At 39.5% G+C, this 22,353-nt stretch carries 18 protein-coding genes and 1 other RNA gene; 5 read left to right on the top strand and 14 right to left on the bottom strand.

The genetic code is table 11. The features are described from left to right. Positions 1-11 precede the first annotated feature (11 nt). Complete coding sequence (locus WAO84_RS15670; RefSeq protein WP_340066989.1) at positions 12-1,703, bottom strand: M23 family metallopeptidase; 1,692 nt, start codon at positions 1,701-1,703, stop codon at positions 12-14. Positions 1,704-1,884: 181 nt separating this feature from the next. On the opposite strand from WAO84_RS15670, the gene WAO84_RS15665 reads away from it, so the two are divergent. The 4 genes from WAO84_RS15665 (at position 1,885) to rny (ending at position 4,263) form a co-directional block, all read left to right on the top strand. Then, complete coding sequence (locus WAO84_RS15665) at positions 1,885-2,175, top strand: hypothetical protein (RefSeq protein WP_340066988.1); 291 nt, start codon at positions 1,885-1,887, stop codon at positions 2,173-2,175. 15 nt (positions 2,176-2,190) lie between these two features. Then, entirely contained in the window at positions 2,191-2,481 is a 291-nt protein-coding gene (locus WAO84_RS15660) for a cell division protein ZapA (RefSeq protein ID WP_340066987.1), read from the top strand. A 59-nt stretch (positions 2,482-2,540) separates the two neighbouring features. Further along, positions 2,541-2,648, top strand: a non-coding RNA gene (gene ssrS, locus WAO84_RS15655) — 6S RNA. 49 nt (positions 2,649-2,697) lie between these two features. Next, complete coding sequence (rny, locus tag WAO84_RS15650; protein WP_340067032.1) at positions 2,698-4,263, top strand: ribonuclease Y; 1,566 nt, start codon at positions 2,698-2,700, stop codon at positions 4,261-4,263. Positions 4,264-4,384: 121 nt separating this feature from the next. Here rny and WAO84_RS15645 read toward each other — a convergent pair whose 3' ends face one another. The 12 genes from WAO84_RS15645 to WAO84_RS15590 all read right to left on the bottom strand — a co-directional run bounded on the left by WAO84_RS15645 (position 4,385) and on the right by WAO84_RS15590 (position 20,113). Beyond that, a complete protein-coding gene (locus tag WAO84_RS15645) occupies positions 4,385-6,589 on the bottom strand; it encodes a DUF349 domain-containing protein (RefSeq protein WP_340066986.1) in 2,205 nt (734 codons plus the stop codon). A 98-nt stretch (positions 6,590-6,687) separates the two neighbouring features. Next, positions 6,688-7,458 (bottom strand): shikimate dehydrogenase family protein, encoded by a 771-nt coding sequence (locus tag WAO84_RS15640; protein ID WP_340066984.1) that lies wholly within the window; start codon positions 7,456-7,458, stop codon positions 6,688-6,690. After that, a complete protein-coding gene (locus WAO84_RS15635) occupies positions 7,430-8,452 on the bottom strand; it encodes a DUF368 domain-containing protein (protein WP_340066983.1) in 1,023 nt (340 codons plus the stop codon). The genes WAO84_RS15640 and WAO84_RS15635 overlap by 29 nt, the downstream gene beginning before the upstream one ends. Continuing rightward, positions 8,449-9,420 (bottom strand): DUF368 domain-containing protein, encoded by a 972-nt coding sequence (locus tag WAO84_RS15630; protein ID WP_340066982.1) that lies wholly within the window; start codon positions 9,418-9,420, stop codon positions 8,449-8,451. Before WAO84_RS15630 ends, WAO84_RS15635 begins: the two co-directional genes overlap by 4 nt. A 34-nt stretch (positions 9,421-9,454) precedes the next feature. Then, entirely contained in the window at positions 9,455-10,855 is a 1,401-nt protein-coding gene (locus tag WAO84_RS15625) for a tetratricopeptide repeat protein (RefSeq protein ID WP_340066981.1), read from the bottom strand. A gap of 87 nt (positions 10,856-10,942) precedes the next feature. Further along, positions 10,943-12,136: an aspartate aminotransferase family protein gene (locus tag WAO84_RS15620; protein WP_340066980.1), complete on the bottom strand. Its 1,194-nt coding sequence runs from the start codon at positions 12,134-12,136 to the stop codon at positions 10,943-10,945. Between the two features lie 21 nt (positions 12,137-12,157). After that, positions 12,158-13,891 carry an OstA-like protein gene (locus WAO84_RS15615; protein WP_340066979.1) on the bottom strand — a complete coding sequence of 578 codons (1,734 nt, stop codon included), beginning with the start codon at positions 13,889-13,891 and terminating at the stop codon, positions 12,158-12,160. Between the two features lie 124 nt (positions 13,892-14,015). Next, the gene (locus tag WAO84_RS15610; RefSeq protein ID WP_340066977.1) at positions 14,016-15,287 is read right to left on the bottom strand and encodes an adenylosuccinate synthase; all 1,272 of its coding nucleotides are present in this window, start codon (positions 15,285-15,287) and stop codon (positions 14,016-14,018) included. 21 nt (positions 15,288-15,308) lie between these two features. After that, positions 15,309-15,755 carry a Fur family transcriptional regulator gene (locus tag WAO84_RS15605; protein WP_340066976.1) on the bottom strand — a complete coding sequence of 149 codons (447 nt, stop codon included), beginning with the start codon at positions 15,753-15,755 and terminating at the stop codon, positions 15,309-15,311. A gap of 40 nt (positions 15,756-15,795) precedes the next feature. Then, positions 15,796-18,000 (bottom strand): RelA/SpoT family protein, encoded by a 2,205-nt coding sequence (locus WAO84_RS15600; RefSeq protein WP_340066975.1) that lies wholly within the window; start codon positions 17,998-18,000, stop codon positions 15,796-15,798. A gap of 41 nt (positions 18,001-18,041) precedes the next feature. Continuing rightward, positions 18,042-19,274, bottom strand: a complete 1,233-nt coding sequence (locus WAO84_RS15595) for a M48 family metallopeptidase (RefSeq protein ID WP_340066974.1) — start codon at positions 19,272-19,274, stop codon at positions 18,042-18,044. Positions 19,275-19,297: 23 nt separating this feature from the next. Further along, positions 19,298-20,113, bottom strand: coding sequence for a TrmH family RNA methyltransferase (locus WAO84_RS15590; RefSeq protein ID WP_340066973.1), 816 nt, complete (start codon positions 20,111-20,113; stop codon positions 19,298-19,300). A gap of 86 nt (positions 20,114-20,199) precedes the next feature. On the opposite strand from WAO84_RS15590, the gene WAO84_RS15585 reads away from it, so the two are divergent. After that, positions 20,200-21,000 carry a DUF6503 family protein gene (locus WAO84_RS15585; RefSeq protein ID WP_340066972.1) on the top strand — a complete coding sequence of 267 codons (801 nt, stop codon included), beginning with the start codon at positions 20,200-20,202 and terminating at the stop codon, positions 20,998-21,000. Between the two features lie 43 nt (positions 21,001-21,043). On the opposite strand, the gene WAO84_RS15580 is transcribed toward WAO84_RS15585, so the two are convergent. After that, complete coding sequence (locus WAO84_RS15580) at positions 21,044-22,348, bottom strand: amidohydrolase family protein (RefSeq protein ID WP_340066970.1); 1,305 nt, start codon at positions 22,346-22,348, stop codon at positions 21,044-21,046. Between the last annotated feature and the right edge of the window lie 5 nt (positions 22,349-22,353).

Here is a 22,353-nt window from a genome sequence, read left to right as displayed (position 1 = left end):
TGCGTGCGTAATTAGTTCTTTTTGAAAAAAGTACTGGTAAATGTAGTATTATTTCCTACATTATCAACTACATTGAGTTCTAAAATATGTTTGGCATCTTCAAGGTCAAGATCTTTAAAGTCGTATGAGATAGTTTGCGTTTTGGGGTCATACTCCATGAGTATCCAGCGTCCGTTTAAAGTAGCGTTATAGCTTTTAATACCTGTAAGGTCATCTTTAATCTGCAGCCTTAAATACCTGAAGTTTGTGAGCCATTGTCCCTGTTTGAAATTTAAAGGTGTTACCGTTGGGGGAACGGTATCTCTTGCAAGTTTAAAGCGGCCCAGCTTTCGGGTGCGGGCAGAGAGCTGGTCACCTTCTTTTCGTGTGTTTTGATATTCCAGACTTCCCTCGCGGTTCATATAGGCAATAAACATTTGTTTTCGCTCATCTCCGGAATATTGGGAAGCGTCAAATGTAATGGTGTAAGACTTGTGTAAAGGGATGTTCTCATGGTGAATCTTAAACAGAGAATCTTCCTTAGCGAGATCGAGATAAAAGTTTTCATAAAAAGTGCCTTCCGGAAAATATACGGAAACATTTTCAAGTTCATACAAATTGTCTATACCTGCCCTTAAAAAACGCTCAGTGATCAAAATATCATTTTTGTGAAGTATTTCCTGTTTTTTTCCTTCAATGGGAATGATCACAGTACTTTCGTTACCGGCAAAATCGGAAACTTTTATTTCAACTGTATATGAGAGCTGGTCTTCAATTTTGAGTATTCCGTTATTTATGTGATTGGTATATATACTCAAAGGGTTTTGGGGCTCAATAAACCCTTTTTGAATACGTTTCTTGAATTTTTTATAGTGTGAAAAATCGATAAAAGCATTAATGTATAGGGTTTCTTTAAAGGTAAAGCTTTCAAAATCATAACTAAAGTAGGGAGTGCCATTTAGTTTTAACTCTACTTTGTAAACCCCGTTTTTATTATAGGTGTGGTTCTGGCGGTCAAAAGCTTCTATACCAAAACCAATAGCACCATGGGCATAAATTTTACTGGCTATAAAAGTTCCCGGGCTTTGCTGGTGAATTTTCAATGGTACTTTGGTATTGTACTGGTTAACCTGTGACTGGGCATCCAGCGTATAGGCAAACACTCCTTTAATGGTGGGGAGTACATTGTCTTCAACTTTCCATCCAAGCTGGAGTGGGTTTAAGGGTCGCTGGTTAGCATCACGTATCTCAAAATGCAAATGAGGGCCTGCACTGCTTCCGGTATTACCGCTGTAAGCAATAACCTCTCCCTTTTTTACCGGTATTTGTTCAGGATCGGGATAAACCTCTACTTCATACGATTGTTTTTGGTACTGAAGTTTTTTTACAAAGGATTGTATTTCCGGGGAGAATTGCTGTAAATGAGCATATACTGAAGTATAATTACCATCAGGATGTTGAATATAAATAGCTTTCCCGAAACCCCATCGCGATATTTTAATACGGGAAACGTACCCGCTGCCAATAGCATAAATAGGAAGCCCTTCTCTCTGCTGTGTTTTCAGATCAATGCCCGAGTGAAAATGATCAGACCGCAATTCGCCAAAAGTACCCGAGAGGAGCAACGGTATATCCAGCGGGGGGATAAATGTGTCTTTGGGAAATGGAGATTGCGCAGAAACCACATGGGTTATAAACAAAAGAGTGAGTACGTAGCGTTGCATGTATAAATCATTGTGAGGCTAAATTAAATAATTGCTGGTAAAAGAAGAAGATATACGGTTGAAAAACGCCAAAAGATGTTAAGATAGAATGTAAACTCAATTCGATAATTTTTAAGGAAACTATTGCGAGGTATGATCAGTTCTTTTACATTTGTATATCAAGTTTTGAATTTTGCTCCCTATGAGTAATATGTTAGAGATTGTAGATTCCCTTGAGAACAGGGTGAGTAAGCTTCTACATAAAATGGAAGTGTTAAAACAATCTAACGAAATGCTTACCAGGGAATTAGCGGTCTCTAAGAGATCCATTGCCAATCATCAAAAAGAGATTGAAGAATGGAAAGAGAAATACAGAGCGCTTAAAATGGCAAATTCAATGTTGGGTAGTAATGAAAAAACAACAGAAGCTAAGCTTACAATAAATACTTTGATAAGAGAAATTGACCGCTGTATTGCGCAGCTTTCCGAATAAGATTTGAGAAGTGTTATGAATGGCAAACTCAAAATCAAGATTTCAATAGCAGATAGGGTTTACCCCCTTACTATTAACCCCACTCAGGAAGAGGGGATACGGAAAGCAGCCAAGCAAATTGAAACGCTTATAAAACAATTTGAGCACAATTACGCGGTTCGGGACAAACAGGATGTACTGGCCATGTGTGCCTTGCAGTTTGCTTCCCAGGTAGAGCAAAAAGATATTGACAGTGAGCATGTAAGGGAAGATGTACAGGAGAGACTGGTTATGCTCAACCAGCTTTTGAAAGATAAACTTAGCTAAGGTTACGTTCTTTTAAATAAAATTAAGTTACTGCCTACATTGGTTTCTTTTTTTGACAAACTCAACAAGTATCAATTAAAAAGGGTGAGTTTAGAGTGTAAGAACAGGCCGTCTCGATAACGGATCTTCGAGCATTCTGTTAGCCCTAAACCTGTTTTTTGGAGTTTGTTCAAAACACCAAAACCCAATGTAGGCTTTTTTTTAAATATATAGATGATGGATAATACAACATTAATTGTAATTGCAGTAGTTGTAGGGTTGTTCCTTGGCTTTTTCATATTGAAAATAATCGATAGGAAAAGTGGTTCAAAATTAATAGCCAACGCAAAAAAAGAAGCGGCTTCAATTGTAAAAGACGCTACTGCCGAAGGTGAAAATATCAAAAAGGACAAGATTTTACAGGCCAAAGAAAAATTCCTTGAATTAAAGGCCGAACATGAGAAAGTAATTATTTCGAAGGATAAAAAAATATCCGAAGCAGAAAAAAGAATTAGAGATAAAGAGTCGCAAATTACGGGAGAGTTAACCCGAAATAAAAAGCTCAATGGAGAGCTTGAAACCAAAATTAAGGATTATGACTATCGGGTTGATTTTCTTGAGAAAAAGCGACTCGAAGTTGAAAAACTCCACAAAAGCCAGATAGAGCAATTAGAAGTGATTTCGGGTCTGTCTGCCGATGAAGCAAAAGCGCAACTGGTAGAATCTTTAAAATCAGATGCAAAAAGTGATGCGATGGCCTATGTCCAGAATATCATGGAAGAAGCCAAGCTCACTGCGCAACAGGAAGCTAAGAAAATTGTTGTGAATACCATTCAGCGTATTGGTACAGAAGAAGCGGTTGAAAACTGTGTTTCGGTGTTCAATCTGGAATCTGATGACGTAAAAGGCAGAATTATAGGAAGAGAGGGAAGAAATATACGGGCGCTGGAAGCAGCTACCGGTGTAGAAATTATTGTAGATGATACTCCTGAAGCTATTATTCTTTCCTGTTTTGATTCGGTGAGAAGAGAGATTGCCAGACTTTCACTGCATAAACTGGTTACCGATGGCCGTATTCACCCTGCGCGTATTGAAGAGATCGTACAAAAAACAAAAAAACAAATTGATGAAGAGATCATAGAGGTTGGAAAACGTACGGTTATCGATTTGGGAATACACGGTTTGCATCCTGAGCTTATCAAAATGATAGGACGAATGAAGTACCGTTCTTCTTATGGGCAGAACCTGTTACAACATTCCCGCGAAGTGGCCAAGTTGTGTGGTGTGATGGCTGCAGAACTCGGATTGAATGCCAAACTGGCCAAGCGTGCCGGTTTACTTCATGATATTGGAAAAGTTCCGGAAACGGAGACAGAAGTACCTCATGCTATTCTGGGAATGGAATGGGCTGAGAAGCATGGCGAAAAGCCTGATGTTTGCAATGCTATTGGAGCGCATCATGACGAGATTGAAATGAAAACCCTTTTAGCTCCCATAGTTCAGGTTTGTGATGCCATAAGCGGAGCCCGACCCGGAGCAAGAAGACAGGTGCTCGATTCCTATATTCAAAGACTAAAAGATCTGGAGGAGATAGCGTTTGCTTTTAACGGTGTTAAAAAAGCCTATGCCATTCAGGCAGGAAGGGAGCTTCGTGTAATTGTGGAAAGTGAAAAGGTAAGTGACGAAAGAGCTTCTGAACTATCTTTTGAGATATCTCAAAAGATACAAACAGACATGACGTATCCCGGACAGGTAAAAATTACTGTAATTCGTGAAACTCGCGCTGTAAATGTAGCTAAGTAATAGCATCGCTTCAGCTTAATTGAGAATAAAGTTATAGTATATAGACTAAAAAAACAGCGGCCAGCCGCTGTTTTTTTATGGTTCTATTTTAAAGTTTTCAGGCTTTTGAAGCGTGGTTAGTTTACCCCAAGGCTCTTAACTGTTTTAACTTTTCTTTCCAGAGCTCAAGATCCTGTTTGTGTTTATCTATATTTTTGACCACTTCCTGCACCAGAGGATTGTTCTCGGAAGCATTGGAGAAAAATTGCAAATTGTTTTCTAACTGCCGTATTTCTCCTTTTAATTCATCAATTTTCCTTCTGATAAATATTTTTTCATTGGTAATAAGCCTGTCGTCATTTTCCGAATTGGCTAACTGTTCCAGCTTGTTGCCGTATTTAATGAGTTCGGCCTGATTTTTATTAACATCCAGTTTTCGAAAGAGAGCATCCAGTATCTTATTAAAACGCCCCTCAATATTGCGTTTGTTGTAAGGAACCCTGCCAATACTTTTCCATTCGGAAATATAATTTTGAATAGAGGTGAGGTCTTTATCTTTGTCGCCCGTAAGCTCATATTCACGAAGATCATCCAGAAACTGCTTTTTCTTTTCAAAAGCTTCTACTTCTTCCTTGTTCGCTTCGTTACGAAGCGCATGCAGCCTGTCAAAATAATGGTTGCAGGCATTTTTAAAATCATCCCATATCTTATCAGAGAACTTTCTGGGTACGTGACCTATTTTTTTCCAGTCGTTTTGTATTTTTTTCATGACAGGAGTGGTCTCTGACCAGTCTTCACTATCTTTTAATGATTCTGCCAGTTTTACCAGTTCCAGTTTCTTTTCATAGTTAAGATGCTGTTCCTTTTTGAGATCTTTGTAAAATGCATTTTTGCTACGGTTAAAATTTCTTACCGCTTCTTTAAAAGCACTCCAGGTTTGCTCGTTTACTTTGTGAGGTACTTTTCCTGCTTTAAAGAAAGTATCTCTTAGCTGCTCTACCTCCCGTATTTGTTTTTGCCATTGTCCGTGCGAGCCTGGAGGGTTTTTGGCAATTTCTTCAATACTGTTTATAATCTCTTTTTTATTCTCCAGGTTTTGCTCATAAATGCTATCCAGATTTTTGAAGTATTCCTGTCTTTTATCATGAATAACTTTTGTAGCAGCGCTGAACTTCTTCCATATTTCCTCACGATGTTCCCGATCTACAGGGCCTATTTCTTCTTTCCAGATCTTGTGGAGTCCCTGTAATTCTCTAAAGGCTTTACCTACGTCAGTTTCATCTGCCAGTTCTACAGCGCGAGCTATGATTTTCTCTTTTTCTTCAAGGTTGCGTTTAAAATCAAGATCCCGAAGATCCCGGTTCAGGTCCAGAAAGTCATAAAAAATCTCAACGTGGTGATGATAGGTGCGCCAGACATCGTTATAATGCATTCGGGGTATGGGGCCTGCATTTCTCCACCGGTCCTGAAGTTCTTTAAAATGTTTGTAGGTAGTATTAATGTTTTCTTCAACATTAATGAGCCCCTTTAATTCTTCTATAATATCCAGGCGATTTGCCAGATTTGTTTGTAAAGAACGCTCCAGATTTTTGTAATATTGATTTCTCTTTTCCCGGTAGTCGTTATATACTTCGTTGAAGTTGGTTTTTACCGGAGATACATACCTGAAATCTATTTCATTACCACCCTCATTTAAAAAATCTTCCTTTTTTTGTTCCAGTAATTCCTGAAACTTAAGGTCAAACTCATTTTTAATGGCATCTACATGATTTTTAATGGCCTGTATTTTTTCATTTTTTACAAGCTTGGTCAGTTCGGTCACCAATTGTTCCATAGTCATGGAGTGGTAATCCAATAGCGGTATGTTATGCCTGTCCTGGTTAGCTTCATCTTCAGCATCTTCGGCATTGGATTCTTCAATTTCGTTCAGGGCTTTTTCCTCAGTTTCTTCCGAAACCTTAGCTGTGGTTGTTTCGGATGTGGCGAGCTCAGAAGTCTCTTTTTTTGCTACGGAAGGTGATGGGGTTATTTCTTCATGCGGAACAATGGTTTCGGTTCCCAAAGTTTCTTCAGGGCTTGTATGACTTTCTGTTTTTGATACAGGTGTTTCAGCTTTTACCTTTTCGTTGGTATCCTCTTCCTGTGCCTCTAAAGGCTCAGTTGTTTCCTTTTCTTCAGTTGTGGCCAATGCTTTTTCTTCTTCTGAAACCACTTCTTCGATCTTTGGCTCTTCTTTATTTTTTCCCTCAGCGATCTCTTGTTGCCGGGTGGTATTTTCTGCTTTTTTTTCTATGTTTTCTTCTGTTCCTTCTGCCGGCTGCAGGTTATCTTTTTCCTCTGCTAACATTTCACTAATGTTTAGGGTTCATCATTACTTTCAATGTGAAAGATACTAACAACTCTTTACATGGCAAAGAATTTTGCGCTTTACAGTAAAAAAAGGTATTACACCTTTAAAGAAGGTTTTTGCCACAACTCCCACGCTTTTTCAGCCTGTAATTCTAACATTTTGAGTCCGTTAACAATAGTGGCTCCTGCTTTTTCCCCTTCTTTCAGGAATGAAGTTTTTGAAGGATTATAAATAAGGTCATACAGAAGATGTTTTTCGGTAAGATGTTGATAAGGCAATATGGGTTTTGCATGAATGTAGGGAGAGGTTCCCAGCGGAGTACAGTTTACAATTACCAGATGTGACCTTATAATCTCTTTAGTGAGCTCTTGGTATATAAAACCGCCTTCCCGCTTTTTTCTTGAGAGTAGAACAGGAGTAATTCCTTTTTTTTGAAGAATATACGCAACGGCTTTTGAAGCTCCGCCTGTACCCAGAACCAGCGCTTTTTGGTGCCAGGGTCGCAGAAAAGGAGTAAGTGACTCATTAAACCCGAAAGCATCTGTATTATATCCTATACGTTTACCTTTTTCAAAACAAATAGTATTTACGGCTTTTATGTGTTGTGCTTCGGGAGCCAGATCATCGAGATAGGGTATTATACTTTCCTTATAAGGAATAGTGACATTTAAACCCCTGAGGTTTGGGTATTGTTTTAAAATCTCCGGAAAGCAGGATATGTCAGAAATATCAAAATTGGTATAATATGCATTTTTGAGACCTTCTTTTTCAAATTTCTCTTTAAAATACCCCCGGGAAAAAGAATACTCAATATTCTTTCCTAAAAGGCCATATAGCTCAGGGACGCTTTTGAGTTTTTTTTCCATACCAGTCCAGTGCAAGTACTACTAAAATACCAAATATAATAAAACCTATGGCTAACCAGTTTTCAGGGTCAGACATATCGGGTAAAAAACGCTTGTAGTTTTGAACTACCTGCATGCCATTACTGTCCAGAAGGAAAGCTCCGGAAGCATCGGTCTTAAAAATAGTTTCTTTCCAGGGCCATACAACTCCCAGCGAACCTGAAATAAAACCCATGATAAGGGCAGTGGTAATATTTTTAAAATTTTTGAGCACAAAAGAGAGTAAATGGGAGAATGTAACCAATCCTGTAGCAGACCCGAGGGTAAAAACTGCCAGAATAAGTAACATATCTAAGCGTTCCTGATTGTGAAGAAAGCTGAGATCACCTCTTAAAACTTCAGCAAAAGTATCATATAGGGCATTTACCGAGTCAACCAGTAGTAAGACATAGTTTCCCAGTAAGATAAGGATAAACGAGCCCGAGAGACCGGGAAGGGTCATGCCCGATACGCTGATAATGCCACAAATAAAAATAAACAGGAGGTTTGTGTTTTCCCGTGCCGGACTCAAAAAGCTGATAGATACCCCTATGGCAATACCCAGTATTAATGAGGTCACGGTTTTTCGGTTCCAGTGATTAAAATCTTTTGCAATGTAATATATTGAGCCAATGATCATTCCAAAAAATGCAGCCCAGACAAAGAGTTCTTTTTTTTCAATAAAGTAGTCCAGTAATTTGGATATGCTGAAGTAGCTTATGAGCATGCCAAAAACCAGTAAACCGAGGAACCGCCCGTTTATGTAACGAAAAAAACTATTGAACCGCCCGTTGATAAGAAGCTTGAAGGCTTTTGCATTTATTTTTTGAAGAGAGTAAATAAATTCTTCATAGAAACCTGCTACGAAAGCAACTACACCTCCTGATACACCCGGTACTTTATTGGCTGCCCCCATAGCCAACCCTTTGATCACCAAAAATATTTTGTCCTGAAGTGTTCTTGTGCTTTTGCTCATTTTTCTGTTTTGGCTCTTTGTGCAATTTTTTCAAGTAAAAATATAACTAAAAAGCCAATGAGCATAAGAGCCAGTGCCCAGGTTAGTTTAGGATCACCATTAAAAACATTGGGAGAGATGCTTTTTTGCAAAAGGGGTTCCTGCACTCCATGTGAATTTTCAAACCAGCTAATGGTTTTTTTCCATGGCCATAATTTGTTTAAAGAACCTATCATGAAACCTGTGAGAACGGCCAGCGTAATGTTCTTAAAATTGGCAAACATCCAGTTAAGGATCTTTGAAAATGTCTTTATACCTACTACGGCCCCCGCAAACAGAGTGATAAATTTTATAAAAGCATCGCTAAACTTGCTAAGGTTAAATTCATAAATACTTTCTGTAAACTGGTTTACCATACCTATAACGGTACTGTAGGCACCGAGCAATACTAAAATGAAAGCTCCGGATACGCCAGGTAAAATCATGGCTATAATGGCGATAAAACCACAGAAAAAAAGATAGAGAAGATTATCAGGAGAGGAGGTGGGCTCCAGAATAGTTACGTAGTAAGAAACAGCGGTACCTGCCAGTAAAGCAATAATAACGATACCGTTCCATTTGGTAATACTTTTGGATATAAGAAAGATACTGGCAACAACCAACCCGAAAAAGAACGACCACAATATAATAGGTTCGTTTTCCAAAAGCCACTTTATGGTTTTTGCCAAAGAGAGAATACTGATAAGAATACCGGAAAAAAGCGCCAGTAAAAAACTTCCGTTGATATGCTCCCACATAGCTTTGAAGCCATTACTTTTCCAAATTTTTAAAGCAGCGAGATCCAGTTTGTTAATAGTGGAGATAAGTTCTTCGTAAATACCTGAGATAAAGGCAATAGTACCTCCTGAAACACCTGGTACCACATCTGCCGCTCCCATCGCCAGGCCTTTGAGGGTAATAACCAAAAAGTCTTTGAACGATCGTTCCATGTTGTCAAATTAACACGGCAAAAGTATGGAAATATTATATAGAAGTGTTTTTAAAATTTGTTATAATATTCTTAACAGAATTTCTGGAAAATACGGATGGGTATAACCTCTCTAAAACGGTGTGATCTTCAAAGTTTTTCCTCAGTGCATTTTTTAAATGGAAAGTTCCTTTTAATGTGTCATTAGTGAGCAAATATATACCTGCCAGCCTGTATTCCAGAATGGGTTCTTCGGGATAAAACTCTAATGCCTGCATTAATGACCGGGCTGCACTTTCGTATTCACCCAGCTTTAGAAGGATATCACACCAGGAAATCCAGGTTTCCAGCTCATAATTTCCAAGCTCTACAGTTTTTTGATATGACAGGTCTGCCTCTTCCCACATCTGCAGTTCTTTATTTATCTCAGCATTAAGCTTCCAGTATAGCACATTTTCACTATCAATATTAATGGCTTTGTTGCTGTAGTATAATGCTTTTTGATATTGCTTCTGCTTAAAGTAAAAGTTGGTAATAGCCATCCACCCCTTATCCAGCAGTGGGTCTTCATGAACTGTTTTATAGTAATATTGTTGCGCCTGCTCCATTCTTCCCAGTTTTTCATAACACTTACCCATTTGCAGATAGGCAAAAGAGGTAGGGTCATCCAAGGTAAGGGTCATTTCATAATGCTCTATAGCTTCATCGTAGCGTCCCATTTTTTCCAATACTTTTCCTTTTTCGAGGTAAGCACCCACAAACATATCGTCAGAAATAATGGCAAATTCAAAACTGGCCAGGGCTTCTTTAAACATTTTTTTGACAAAAAACTGTTTCCCCAATTGGTGCCATGCTACCTCGCAGTAAGGGTTCTTGTCGAGGTAGGTATTCAGGAACTCAATGGCCCCGTCATATTCTTCCAGGAATTCGAAACAATAAATAACGTTGTATAGCGATGAATAATCATCCGGATCTACTTTCAGGCATTTAATAAAGTAGTCTTTGGCCGATTTGTAATCGTCCATAAAAAGATACTCCATACCAATAAGCGAATAGATATCCGGCGGATCATCTGAATAGGCGAGTGCTGACTTAAGTAGCTCTATGGCTCTTGAGTGATCGTCTTTCTTAGAATAGATGTTGGCTTTTTGGATGTAAATCTCTTCATTAGAGTTTTCAATGGCCATAAGATCATTAAGCATTCTCTCAGCGATCTCTAATTGATTCTCAAAAACAAGCACTTCAATTTGAAGGAGTTTCAGGTTAGTTGAGTTTACGTGTTGTTCCAGTCCTATCTTAATTGCTTTTTTGGCGAGGTTTACTTTACCAGTATCCAGATAATGGTGAATAATCTCTTCAAAATCTGCAGAGTCAAAAAAGTAAACATCGTTGGTTTTCAACATTGACTCAAACTTTGCAATGGGTAGGTTTTTGTCTTCACTAGAACTAAATTGCATAGGCTATGCGCTTTTAGATTTCTATGTATTTAAAATTAAGAGATGCTGAGTTAAAATTTGGTAATCCGCCTTTTTGTTATCAACAAATTAGTTAACATGTGTTTCCTGATATTGGTCCAGTATTTCTAAAATAATAGTACATCCTTTCTTTAATTCTTCTTTAGAAATAGTTAATGGAGGTGTTATACGAACTGCTTTAGGTTCAAAAAGTAGCCAGAAAAGAAGTAATTCTTTTTTTAAAGCTTCAGTAACCAGATAATTAGCCATTTCGGCATTAGGGAGAATAAGAGCTAGCATAAGCCCCTTTCCCCGAATTTCTTTAATATGCCGATGTATAAGAAGTTGTCGAAGCAATCTTTCTTTTTCCAGTACGTCCTGCATAAAATTTCCGGAAGTGATTATCTTAAGTGTGGCCAGACAGGCTGCGGCAATTACCGGATGTCCTCCAAATGTGGTAATGTGTCCTAATTTGGGAGCTTCTTTCAGGGTGCTCATGTGTTCATGAGATGCTGTAAATGCGCCTACAGGCATCCCGCCTCCCATACCTTTGCCCATGACCAGGATATCGGGAACTACTTCATAGTGCTCAAACCCAAATAATTTACCGGTTCTTCCAAAACCGGGCTGTATTTCATCAAGAATGAGCAGCGCCCCCACTTTTTTACATTGCTCTTTTACTTTTTTAAGATACCCTTCTGTTGGGGTAATAAACCCTGCTCCTCCCTGTATGGTTTCTAAAATTACAGCCGCCGTTCGGGAAGTAATTTTATCAATATCGGGTTCGTGATTGAATTGTATAAACCGGGTGCCGGGTATAAGAGGACGGTACGCCTGTTTACGGGTTTCGTAGCCCATAACACTCATGGCGCCCTGGGTATTGCCGTGGTAGGCGTTTCTGGCTGCTATGATCTCATAACGGCCGGTTATTCTTTTTGCCAGTTTTAAGGCGCCTTCGGTAGCTTCTGTGCCAGAATTAGTGAGATAGGTGGTTTCTAGGGGTTGGGGTAGAAAAGAAGCTAACAATCTGGTGAAATTTACTGCGGGTGATTGTATATATTCACCATATACCATAACATGCAGATATTTTTCTGTTTGTTGCTTAACGGCATCTACCACTGCGGGGTGACAATGCCCCAGACTGCATGCCGATATTCCTGCTACCATGTCCAGATAAGGTTTTTGAGCCTTATCGAATATATAACTACCATGTGCATGGCTTATCTCCATTCCTAAAGGATGTGGTGAGGTCTGTGCCTGATACTTGAAGAAATCTTTTTTCATACCGATAGGGAGATCATTTGGTTACTGACCTGTTTTAGGTGCTTTTTTCTTAGAAGCCGTTTTTGCTCCTGTATCGGGAGTTTCTTCTTTTTGTTGTCTTTCAAATTCTTCGGCGTCGATGTCTATGGGTTCGGTCAGGCCACGAATTTTTACCAATTGTACATTTTTGTCATCTTCATCAAAAAGATCATTCTGATCAAGGGGCTTTTCATCTTCCCTCCAGATAAACCCGGAAAGTTTACGCGCATTGAGAGGAAGTTCCTTGTCCGGAAAAATATCACCATCCGGATTGGTAAAAAAGGTAATATCTTCTATCTGACTCTCAAAAAAGGTCATATTTATGGCACTGCATATGGTTTTATTGATGCCAATAAACCCTCCACTGTCATTGTACATATAATAAATGACTTCAGTATTTTTTATAACATCTACTTCCTTCAATGCATTTTCTTCGAATTTGCCAAAGAGATCTTTCCCTTTTACCTGATTATACCCTGATTCACTCAAAGAATCTTTTTCTACTATAAACGCATTGTTAAGCACTTTGAGAGAGTCCAGTTTTTCAGTTTTTACGTTTGAGATTAGGTGAATACTGTCACCTGTCATCTGATTTCTTCCGGACCACAGTACGGGTCCTTTCATTTTTCGTTCTAAAAGGGGTAGCTCATCTCCCTGGGGGCCTAAAGGTTCACCTATGAGTTGTGTGAGCCCTGTTTTTTGGTTTACGTGTATGGAGTCGCATTTGCCACTCAGGTCTTTTTTAAAGAGTTTGGCATTGCGAAAACCTCTTATAATTCTATTATCGGGAGGGCCGGTTACCATAAGGGTATCTGCATGTATATATAAAGAGTCCTGTTCTACAAGATTAACAGCCAATGCTCTTTTGGTGATAAATACAGAATCTTTTTCTTTAAACACTTCTGCATAGTGACCTTTCACTATACCTTTATTTACTGTATCAATTACTTTAATATTATTAGTTGCCGAAGCAAAATTTTCAAACTTATTAAAATAAAGACTGTCGCCGTAAATGGTACGGTTGTTATAATCTATTCTGGAATTTTTTACAAAATAGCCATTTTCATCGGTGGTGTCGTAAAAACCGCGTTCGCAATAGGTTACGTATTCTTCGCCGGTAATGGTAGATGGCCCGTACATATAGGCATGCTTACTGGTAGTATAATAATCTAATCGGGTAGATTCCAGCGTATATTCAGGATTGGTAATAGTTACATCACTGAGGAACTGATATTTTTTGCGCTCTACAAAATAGCGGCCTTTGTCGCTGGTTAATACATTGGCCGAATCTTTTACGGTACCAAACGAATCATAATAGGCCTGTTGAATACTACGGTCAAAATAAAGCGTATCGGTTTCAAGCGTCATTTGTGCATTTTGGAGTATAACGGACTCACTGGCAACAGCCATTTTTATATTTCCGTCGTAAGCGAGTTTTTCGCTGGTTAGCTGTAAAGAATCTCCCTGGTTAAAGCGTACATTACCAAAGGCCCTTACTTTATTTTCTTTTTGATTGTAAATGGCCAGGTCACACCATAACTCCCCGCCCTGATGTTCAAATTGTACTTGCCGGTCTTCATCACGTGAGAAAATGGAAGCTCCCGGATATTTGGCTTCATCTTTATCAAAGTTCCCTCCGTAAACAACGGTAATTGTTTTCTTTTTTTCCTGAGCATATGCGCAAAAAGAAAATAAACTTATCAGTATAGTAACCAGTATGTAATAGGATAGTCTCAACCCTTTAGATTTTGGTTCAAAAATAAGATTTTTAACAGAAGCGGCCTTGCCGTTAAGAGGATTTTAATATACTAAGGTGGTGTACAAAATGTATTATAAAGCCTCTCGTGGGAGAGGCTTTTACTTATCGGTGTATGGTTTGTGTTCTGTCTGGCCCAACGGAGACTATTTTAATAGGCACCTCGAGCTCTTTTTCCAGAAATTTTATATAGCTGTTAAGGGCTTTGGGAAGTTGATCTGCCGATCGTAATCCGGTAAGGTCGGTGTCCCAGCCTGGCAGTTCGGTATAAACCGGGGTTACATTTTCGGCATCAATGGTAAATGGCAGGTGGGTAATGGTTTTTCCGTTGTATTTATAAGCGGTACATACTTTTAGGCTTTTAAGACCGCTCAGTACATCTGCTTTCATCATCATTAAACGGGTAACACCATTTACGCGAACGGCATATTTTAATGCCACAAGATCAAGCCAGCCACATCTTCTGGGTCTTCCGGTTGTGGCACCGAATTCGTTCCCCACTTTGGCCATGAGTTTTCCTGTTTCGTCAAAAAGCTCGGTGGGGAAGGGGCCACTGCCAACACGGGTTGTGTACGCTTTAAAAATACCCAGTACTTCTTTTATTCTGGTAGGGGCTACACCCAGGCCTGTACAGGCTCCCGCCGCTGTAGTATTGGAAGAGGTTACAAAAGGGTATGTGCCAAAGTCAATATCGAGAAGGGAACCCTGGGCACCTTCTGCAAGAATGGTTTTTCCGTCTTTTTGAGCCTGATAGAAAAATTCTTCACTATCAATGAAAGTCAGGGATTTAAGGGTTTCCACACCTTCACAAAACTCTGCTTCCAGTTCGGCAAGATCGTACTGAACGTCAACATCATAAAACTTTATCATGGCCTCATGCTTGTTCGCCAGTGCTCTGTAGCGCTCTTTCCAGTCATCCAGTTCCAGGTCACCCACGCGTATGCCGTTACGGCCGGTTTTATCCATGTATGCCGGGCCTATCCCTTTTAAGGTAGAACCTATTTTAGCTTTTCCTTTAGAAGCTTCTGAGGCCGCATCCAGTAATCGGTGTGTGGGTAATATAAGATGTGCTTTTCTTGATATAAACAGCTTTGAAGGGAGGTCGATGTTAAAACCGGAAAGATTATCGAGTTCTTTCTTAAAAATAACGGGGTCAATAACTACTCCGTTCCCAACAATGTTGATTGCATTTTTATGAAAAATTCCTGATGGAATGGTATGTAAAACGTGCTTTATTCCATCAAATTCGAGAGTGTGCCCTGCATTGGGCCCTCCCTGAAAACGGGCAATGATATCATAATCTTTTGTGAGAACATCAACAATTTTTCCTTTTCCTTCATCCCCCCATTGCAGCCCCAGTAGTAAATCTACAGCCATTATAATTAAGTACTTTGTAAGTTAGTGATTTGTTTCGTTTTTGGTTCCGTAAAAATAAAGTGAATGGTTGTGAATTTTAATATTGAAAACCTCTTCGATGGTTTTCTTTATGGTTTGTATCCTGGGGTCGCAGAACTCCATTACCTCGCCTGTATCTGTAAGAATAACATGATCGTGCTGCTTGTCAAAATACGATTTTTCGTAATGGGCCTGGTTTTGCCCGAACTGGTGCTTTCTTACCAGGTTGCATTCCAACAGAAGCTCTATGGTGTTATAGAGTGTGGCGCGACTCACTCTATAATTTTTATTTTTCATTTTAATGTATAGTGACTCAATGTCAAAATGATCGTCATTATCATAGATTTCCTGTAAAATAGCATACCTTTCCGGAGTTTTCCGGTGGCCGTTTTCTTCCAGAAAATTAGTGAAAACATTTTTTACGATTTCCTGATTCTTTTCGTTCGCCATATGTTGCCTTCCAAATATTGTACAAAGGTACAGTTAAAAATTAAATTCGGGTTACTTTATCAATACCGTTTAATTTACGGAGATTGTCTATGAGCTTTTTAAGAATGGTTTTATTTTTCACTTCAACGGTTATTTTTCCTGTAAACACTCCATCATTAGTATCAAAACTCAAATTTTTCATATTCACATGCATGTTTTGGGAGATAATTTTGGTGACATGGCTTACCAGTCCTATGTTATCAATACCGGTAAGATTAATGACTGCTGTAAACTCCTGTTGCGAGGAGTCTATCCACTTGGCAGACATAATGCGATACGCATAATTAGATTGTAATGAAATGGCATTAGGACAATCTTTTTTATGAACCTTGATCCCGTCATTAATAGTAACAAAACCAAATACATCGTCTCCGGGAATGGCGTTACAGCAATTGGAAAACTTATAATCTAGTTTTTCTTCTTCTTTGCCAAATACTAACAGGTCATACCGGGAGGTGATCTCTTCTTTATTAATATCTTCAGGAACAGGACTTTTACGCATTCTGTTTTTGAAGAAGTTGATAAAGGTATTGTTTCTGGCAGCGGCAAAATCTTTTAATTTCTGATTCTCAATGGTGCCGATACCTACTCTGTAAAAAAGATCGAGACTGGTTTTAAGCTTAAAATAAATTACCAGTTCGTTTACTATTCTTTCATTGAGAGTTATCTTGAGTTGTTTGAGTTTACGCCTAAGCAGCTCTTTACCTTCTTCTGCGATTTCCTTTTTCTCTTCCCGCAGGGAAGATTTGATCTTGGTGCGTGCACGTGCGGTAGTAGCATAATCTAACCAGTTGGCATTGGGTTTAGATTGCTCGGAAGTAATGATCTCTACCTGATCTCCACTTTTAAGAGGATAGCTTAGTGGTACCAGTTTGCTGTTTACTTTTGCACCTCTGGTACGCATGCCTACTTCGGTGTGAATATGGAAAGCAAAGTCAAGTGGAGTGGCTCCTTTAGGGAGAGATTTCAGGTCTCCGGTTGGAGTAAATACAAAGATCTCCTTAGCGTACAGGTTGAGTTTAAATTCCTCTACAAAATCTACTGCGCTTCCTTCAGAGTTTTCCAGAGCATCCTGTAAACGGTTGAGCCAGATATCGATCCCCATTTCCTGTTGCTCGCCGTGTTTGTATTTAAAATGAGCAGCATACCCTTTTTCGGCGATTTCATGCATTCGCTCACTGCGTATCTGTACTTCTACCCAACGTCCTTTAGGGCCCATAACGGTAATATGAAGTGCTTCATAACCGGTTGATTTCGGAGAGGATATCCAATCGCGAAGGCGTACGGGATTGGGTTTAAAATGGTCGGTTACTACCGAGTAAATTTTCCAGGCCAGGAATTTTTCATTTCGGCTATCAGATTTATAAATGATACGAATGGCAAATTTATCATACACCTCATCGTAGCTCACATTCTGCGCCTGCATTTTCCTTCTTATGGAGAAAATGGATTTGGTACGTCCCTTTATTTGGTAATTGAGCCCTTCTTTATCAAGAGTTTCTTCAATAACACTTGAGAAATCTTTTATATACCTCTGTTGGTCTTCTTTACTTTCTTCAATTTTGCTCAGAATATCGTTGTACACCTCTGGTTCGGTATATTTTAACCCGAGGTCTTCCAGTTCGGTCTTGATGTTGTATAAACCTATTCTATGAGCCATAGGCGCATAAATATACAAGGTCTCAGAGGCGATCTTTACCTGTTTGTGCTCAGGCATCGTTTCCATGGTTTGCATATTGTGAAGCCGGTCTGCTATTTTAATAATAATAACCCGTATGTCATCATTAAGGGTCAATAGCATTTTCCGAAAATTCTCTGCTTGCAATGAAACGTCCTTTTCAACACTTAAATGTGAAATTTTCGTTAGTCCGTCCACAATACGGGCTACGGTTTCACCAAAAAGCCTTTCGATATCCTCTAGGGTATATTCGGTATCTTCTACCACATCGTGTAAAAGTGCAGCAGCAATAGAGGTGGCATCCATACCGATTTCGGAGGCAACTGTTTTGGCTACGGCTATAGGGTGAAAAATATATGCCTCTCCGCTTTTTCTTCGTTGATCTTTATGGGCATCAACAGCCGTATCAAACGCTCTTCTTATCAGCTTTTTATCATCTTCGCTGAGCGTCTGATAGCTTATACGCAACAGTTCTTTATACTGCTTCGCAATGGCTTTGTTTTCCTCTTCCAGATCAATTAATGTCATAAATTAAAAGTAATGTAAACTTTCTTATTACACAACAAAATCTATGCCTTAAGCTGTTTTATACGTTGAATAAGTGACGGATGTGAATAATGCATAAAAACGTAGGCAGGATGCGGAGTAAGGTTACTCAGGCTGTGTTTTGAAAGCTTTTTAAGGGCACTGATTAAATGGGCAGCCTCATAGGTATCTTTGGCAAAAGCGTCGGCCTGATATTCAAATTTTCGGGAGAAGTAATTCATCAAAAGCCCTGTAACCTCAGAAATAGGGCTGTACAGAATACCAAAAGTAAGTAGTGCTGCATGAAACCCCGGAGTCTCTACACCAATAGCCAGCGATAGTTCCTGATAGTTAATAAAAACAGAAAGGATATAAAAAGTAACCCCGGTGAGTAAAAGAGAAACCAATAGATTGAACAAAATATGATTTTTTTTATAATGCCCTACCTCATGTGCAAGCACTGACACAATTTCAGGTGTTTCCAGATCATTGATAAGTGTGTCATACAAAGCTATTCGTTTTTGTTTTCCAAAACCGGAAAAATGTGCATTGGCTTTGGTGGATCTTTTTGACCCGTCGATAACAAAGATCTTATCCAGTTCAAAATTGTTCCGGGAAGCGTAGGCTTCAATAGCTGTTTTTAAAGAACCCTCTTCTAAAGGGGTTTGCTTGTTAAAGAGAGGCACGATCAACCTGCTGTAGAACATATTTGCCAGAATACTAAAGAGTGCCAACAATGCCCACGCATATAGCCAGAAGGAGGTTCCTGCCCACTCGTAGAATTTCATGATCAGTGCGAGCATTCCTCCTCCCAAAATAGCCATGAGTATCCATCCCTTTATCTTGTCAGCTATAAATGTTTTGCGCGTGGTGGTGTTAAAACCGTATTTGTTTTCAATTACAAAAGTATGATACCATGAAAAAGGAAGGGTAAGCAGGCTGCTTCCCATGATGAGTATTCCAAAAAACAATAAAGCAATAATAATAGGGTCAGGACTTATAGATCTGGCAAGGTTGTCAACATACCCAAACCCTCCGAAAATTAGGAACCCTAACATGAGAGCAAAGCTAACCCCTGAGCTTACCAGACCGAAACGGTACTGTTCCCGTTGGTACTGCTGTGACTTCCTGTATTCTTTTGCATCATACAGATCTTTCAGTTCTTCGGGTACGGGAGCATTAAAACGGCGCGCATTGAGATATCCCAGCCATTGATCTGCTATAAATTCAATAACCAGTATGGCGATCACTATATAAAAAAGAGTATCTGGGGTCATTTTAGTTTCTGGTTTAGATTAGGTTAAAGGTTTTTGTTTTTCAAAATGCGCTGCCTCTTTGCCTCAAAAACAGGAATGGCAGCCGCTACGGATACATTTATGGAATCTATTTTTCCCTGCATGGGAATAATAATATTGGTTTTTGCACTATTGATCCAGGAAGCACTTAAACCGGTTGCTTCTGTTCCCACAACGATAGCTGCAGAATTGGTAAAATCTACTGAATAATAGGGTATGGAAGCTGTAAGAGCCATAGCGTAAATAGCAATATTTTGCCTGTTTAAAAAGGCAATTATTTCTTCGGTGGTTCCTGTGGCAATAGGGACTGTAAATAACCCTCCAACGGAAGAGCGGATAATATTGGGGTTGTAGAGGTCTGTTTTAGGATTGGCAATAATTACTGCATCCAGCGCTGCTGCATCGGCTGTTCGTAACAGGGCGCCAATATTTCCCGGTTTTTCAGGAGCCTCGGCAACTAATACTAAAGTGTTTTTTTTAGACAGTTTCAGGTCTTGTAATTTATGATCCTTACTTTTAGCAATAGCAATAATACCTTCTGTAGATTCACGGTAAGCGAGTTTTCTGTAAATGTCTGGTGTGATCTTTACCAGCTTGGCCCCATTGCGTTGGGACAACCATTGATCGAGCATATGCGGAGTTATGAATTCTTCCCAAAAGAGAAGGGTATCCAGTTCATAACCAGCCTGTAAGGCGAGGGTAACCTCTCTTTTACCTTCTATGATGAAAAGCGCATGTTTTTTTCTTTCCCGGGACTTTTCACGTAAAGAGATAACTTTTTTTATAAGCGGGTTTTGTAAACTTTCTATTTCTTTGATCATACGGTAGAATTCGCAGTAAAAATACATTTATTCGTGTAATTATTTCGCAGGGATACCGACCAAGTACCTAAACTAAAAAACCGGGAATGAAAAAAATAAGTGTTTTAGGAATGATCCTTATAGGGCTGGCGTCCTGTCAGCCAAAAGCAAAACAGCCGGAAACAGTGGTAAGTGAAATAAAAACAGAGGCTCTGTCTGCGTACCCTGAGGCATTGGCAAAAGTGTTTACCAGGCATGGAGGCGTTGATACGTGGAAAGCTATGAAAACCCTTACGTTTGAGATCAAGAAGCCTAACGGAAATGAAAAACAAACCATTGATCTCCTGTCTCGTAATGACTTGGTTGAGACAGATCTGTACCGCATTGGTTTTGATGGCCGGGATTCATGGATACTGCAGGAAGAAGATTCTTTTAAAGGGAACGCCCGCTTTTATCATAACCTTATGTTCTACTTTTATGCCATGCCTTTTGTGTTGTCAGACTCAGGGGTCATATATGAGAAAACTGATGATCTGCAATACGAAGGAAAATCATATCCGGGATTCAAAATATCTTTTGAAGCGAATGTAGGAGATGCTCCTGATGACAATTATTTTGTGTATTACGATGCAGAAGACCATTCTATGCAATGGTTGGGTTATACGGTAACTTTTGGAAAAGGCGAAGCTAACAATAATGTGAAATTTATTCGATATGATGACTGGAAAGAGGTAAACGGACTCGTGGTACCTAATTCGATTACATGGTACAAAAATGAGGGGCACCACATAATAGAACCGGCCAGAACGATATCATTTGAGAATATAAACTTTTCTGAAGAACGTGTTTCTGCTTCTATTTTTGAGAAACCTGATGCTGCTGTCTATGTCTCAGAAGGTACAGAGTAAGCAGTGCTTTTATATAAAAAAGGCCGGTTTTACCGGCCTTTTTTTATTCTTGTCCGTACTTGCCGGAATAGCGTTTCCAAAGTTGGGTTTGATGTGTTTCAAGGCTTATTTCTCTCCCCTGAATAAAAGCATGTGATAGCTGGTTGGTACGCATATCCAAAGCATCTCCCTGTGATATGAACAGGGTAGCGTCTTTACCTACTTCCAGTGAACCAGCAAAACTATCAATGCCCAGTATTTTAGCGGCATTTAAGGTAATGAGTTTAAGGGCCTCTTCTTTTGGAAGTCCGTACGCCGCAAATGTTCCTGCGTAAAAGGGAAGGTTACGGGTATTCATACGTTCCATTTGTCCGCTCATTTCTATTCCGGTAACAATACCTTTATCCATGAGTAGTGAAGCTAGCATAAAAGGGTGTTTTACGTGATCGTCTTCTTTTGCCGGTAAGCGGTGTGGCCTGCTCAGGAGTACTGCTACATTTTCGCGAGACAGAAGATCGGTTACTTTGTGGGCCTCATCTCCTCCAATGATCACTATTTGTTCTATTCCGGTTTCTTTGGCAAAAAGAACTGCATCGGTAATTTGTTTTTGATCATTGGCCCGGATAAATACTTTCTGAGTACCGTTAAAAAGGCCTTCCATGGCTTCAAAAGGAATATTTTTGGGAGCTCTTTCGCCTTTTAGGTAAGCCTGGGCTTCTTTGGTGAATTGTTTAAGTTCGTCAACTTCCTGCTGATACTTTTCATTGGGTTTCATGCCGGGGTCTTCACCGGTCCACCAACGTCCTCTTCTAAAAGTTGCGGGCCAGGTTATATGAATGCCGTCATCTGTTTTTACTGCGGCATCTTCCCAGTTCCATGCGTCCAGTTGCACAATAGAAGAGGTCCCTGAGATGCGTCCGCCCCGGGGCGATATCTGAGCCATTAATATGCCGTTGGGCCGTACACTCTCTACTACTTTTGATTCGGCATTATAGGCAATTATACTTCGTACATGAGGAATAAGGCCTCCAATTTCAGAATCATCGTCTGAAGCTCGTACAGCGTCGATCTCAACCAGTCCCAAAGTAGTATTGGTACCTATAAATCCTGGATAAATATGTTGTCCGCCGGCATCAATAACGGTATTGAAATCTGAAGTATTGACCCCTGAATCGGAGCCAACGTATGTTATTTTACCATTTTCAAAGCCTACAGCACTGTTTTTTAAAACCTCGCCATTGCCTATATGCACGGTTGCACCGGTAATTACGATAGAAACGCTTTGTTTAGCAGCAGGGGTTTGCTGGGCATGACTGGTAAGGGGTATCAAACCGCAAACAACCAGAAATATATAATTGAAAATTTTCATTTTTT

The organism is Ascidiimonas aurantiaca (assembly GCF_037646345.1).
GTDB lineage: Bacteria > Bacteroidota > Bacteroidia > Flavobacteriales > Flavobacteriaceae > Ascidiimonas > Ascidiimonas aurantiaca.
Note: the sequence above shows the minus strand (reverse complement) of the source record. Positions and strands in the feature narration are given on the sequence as shown.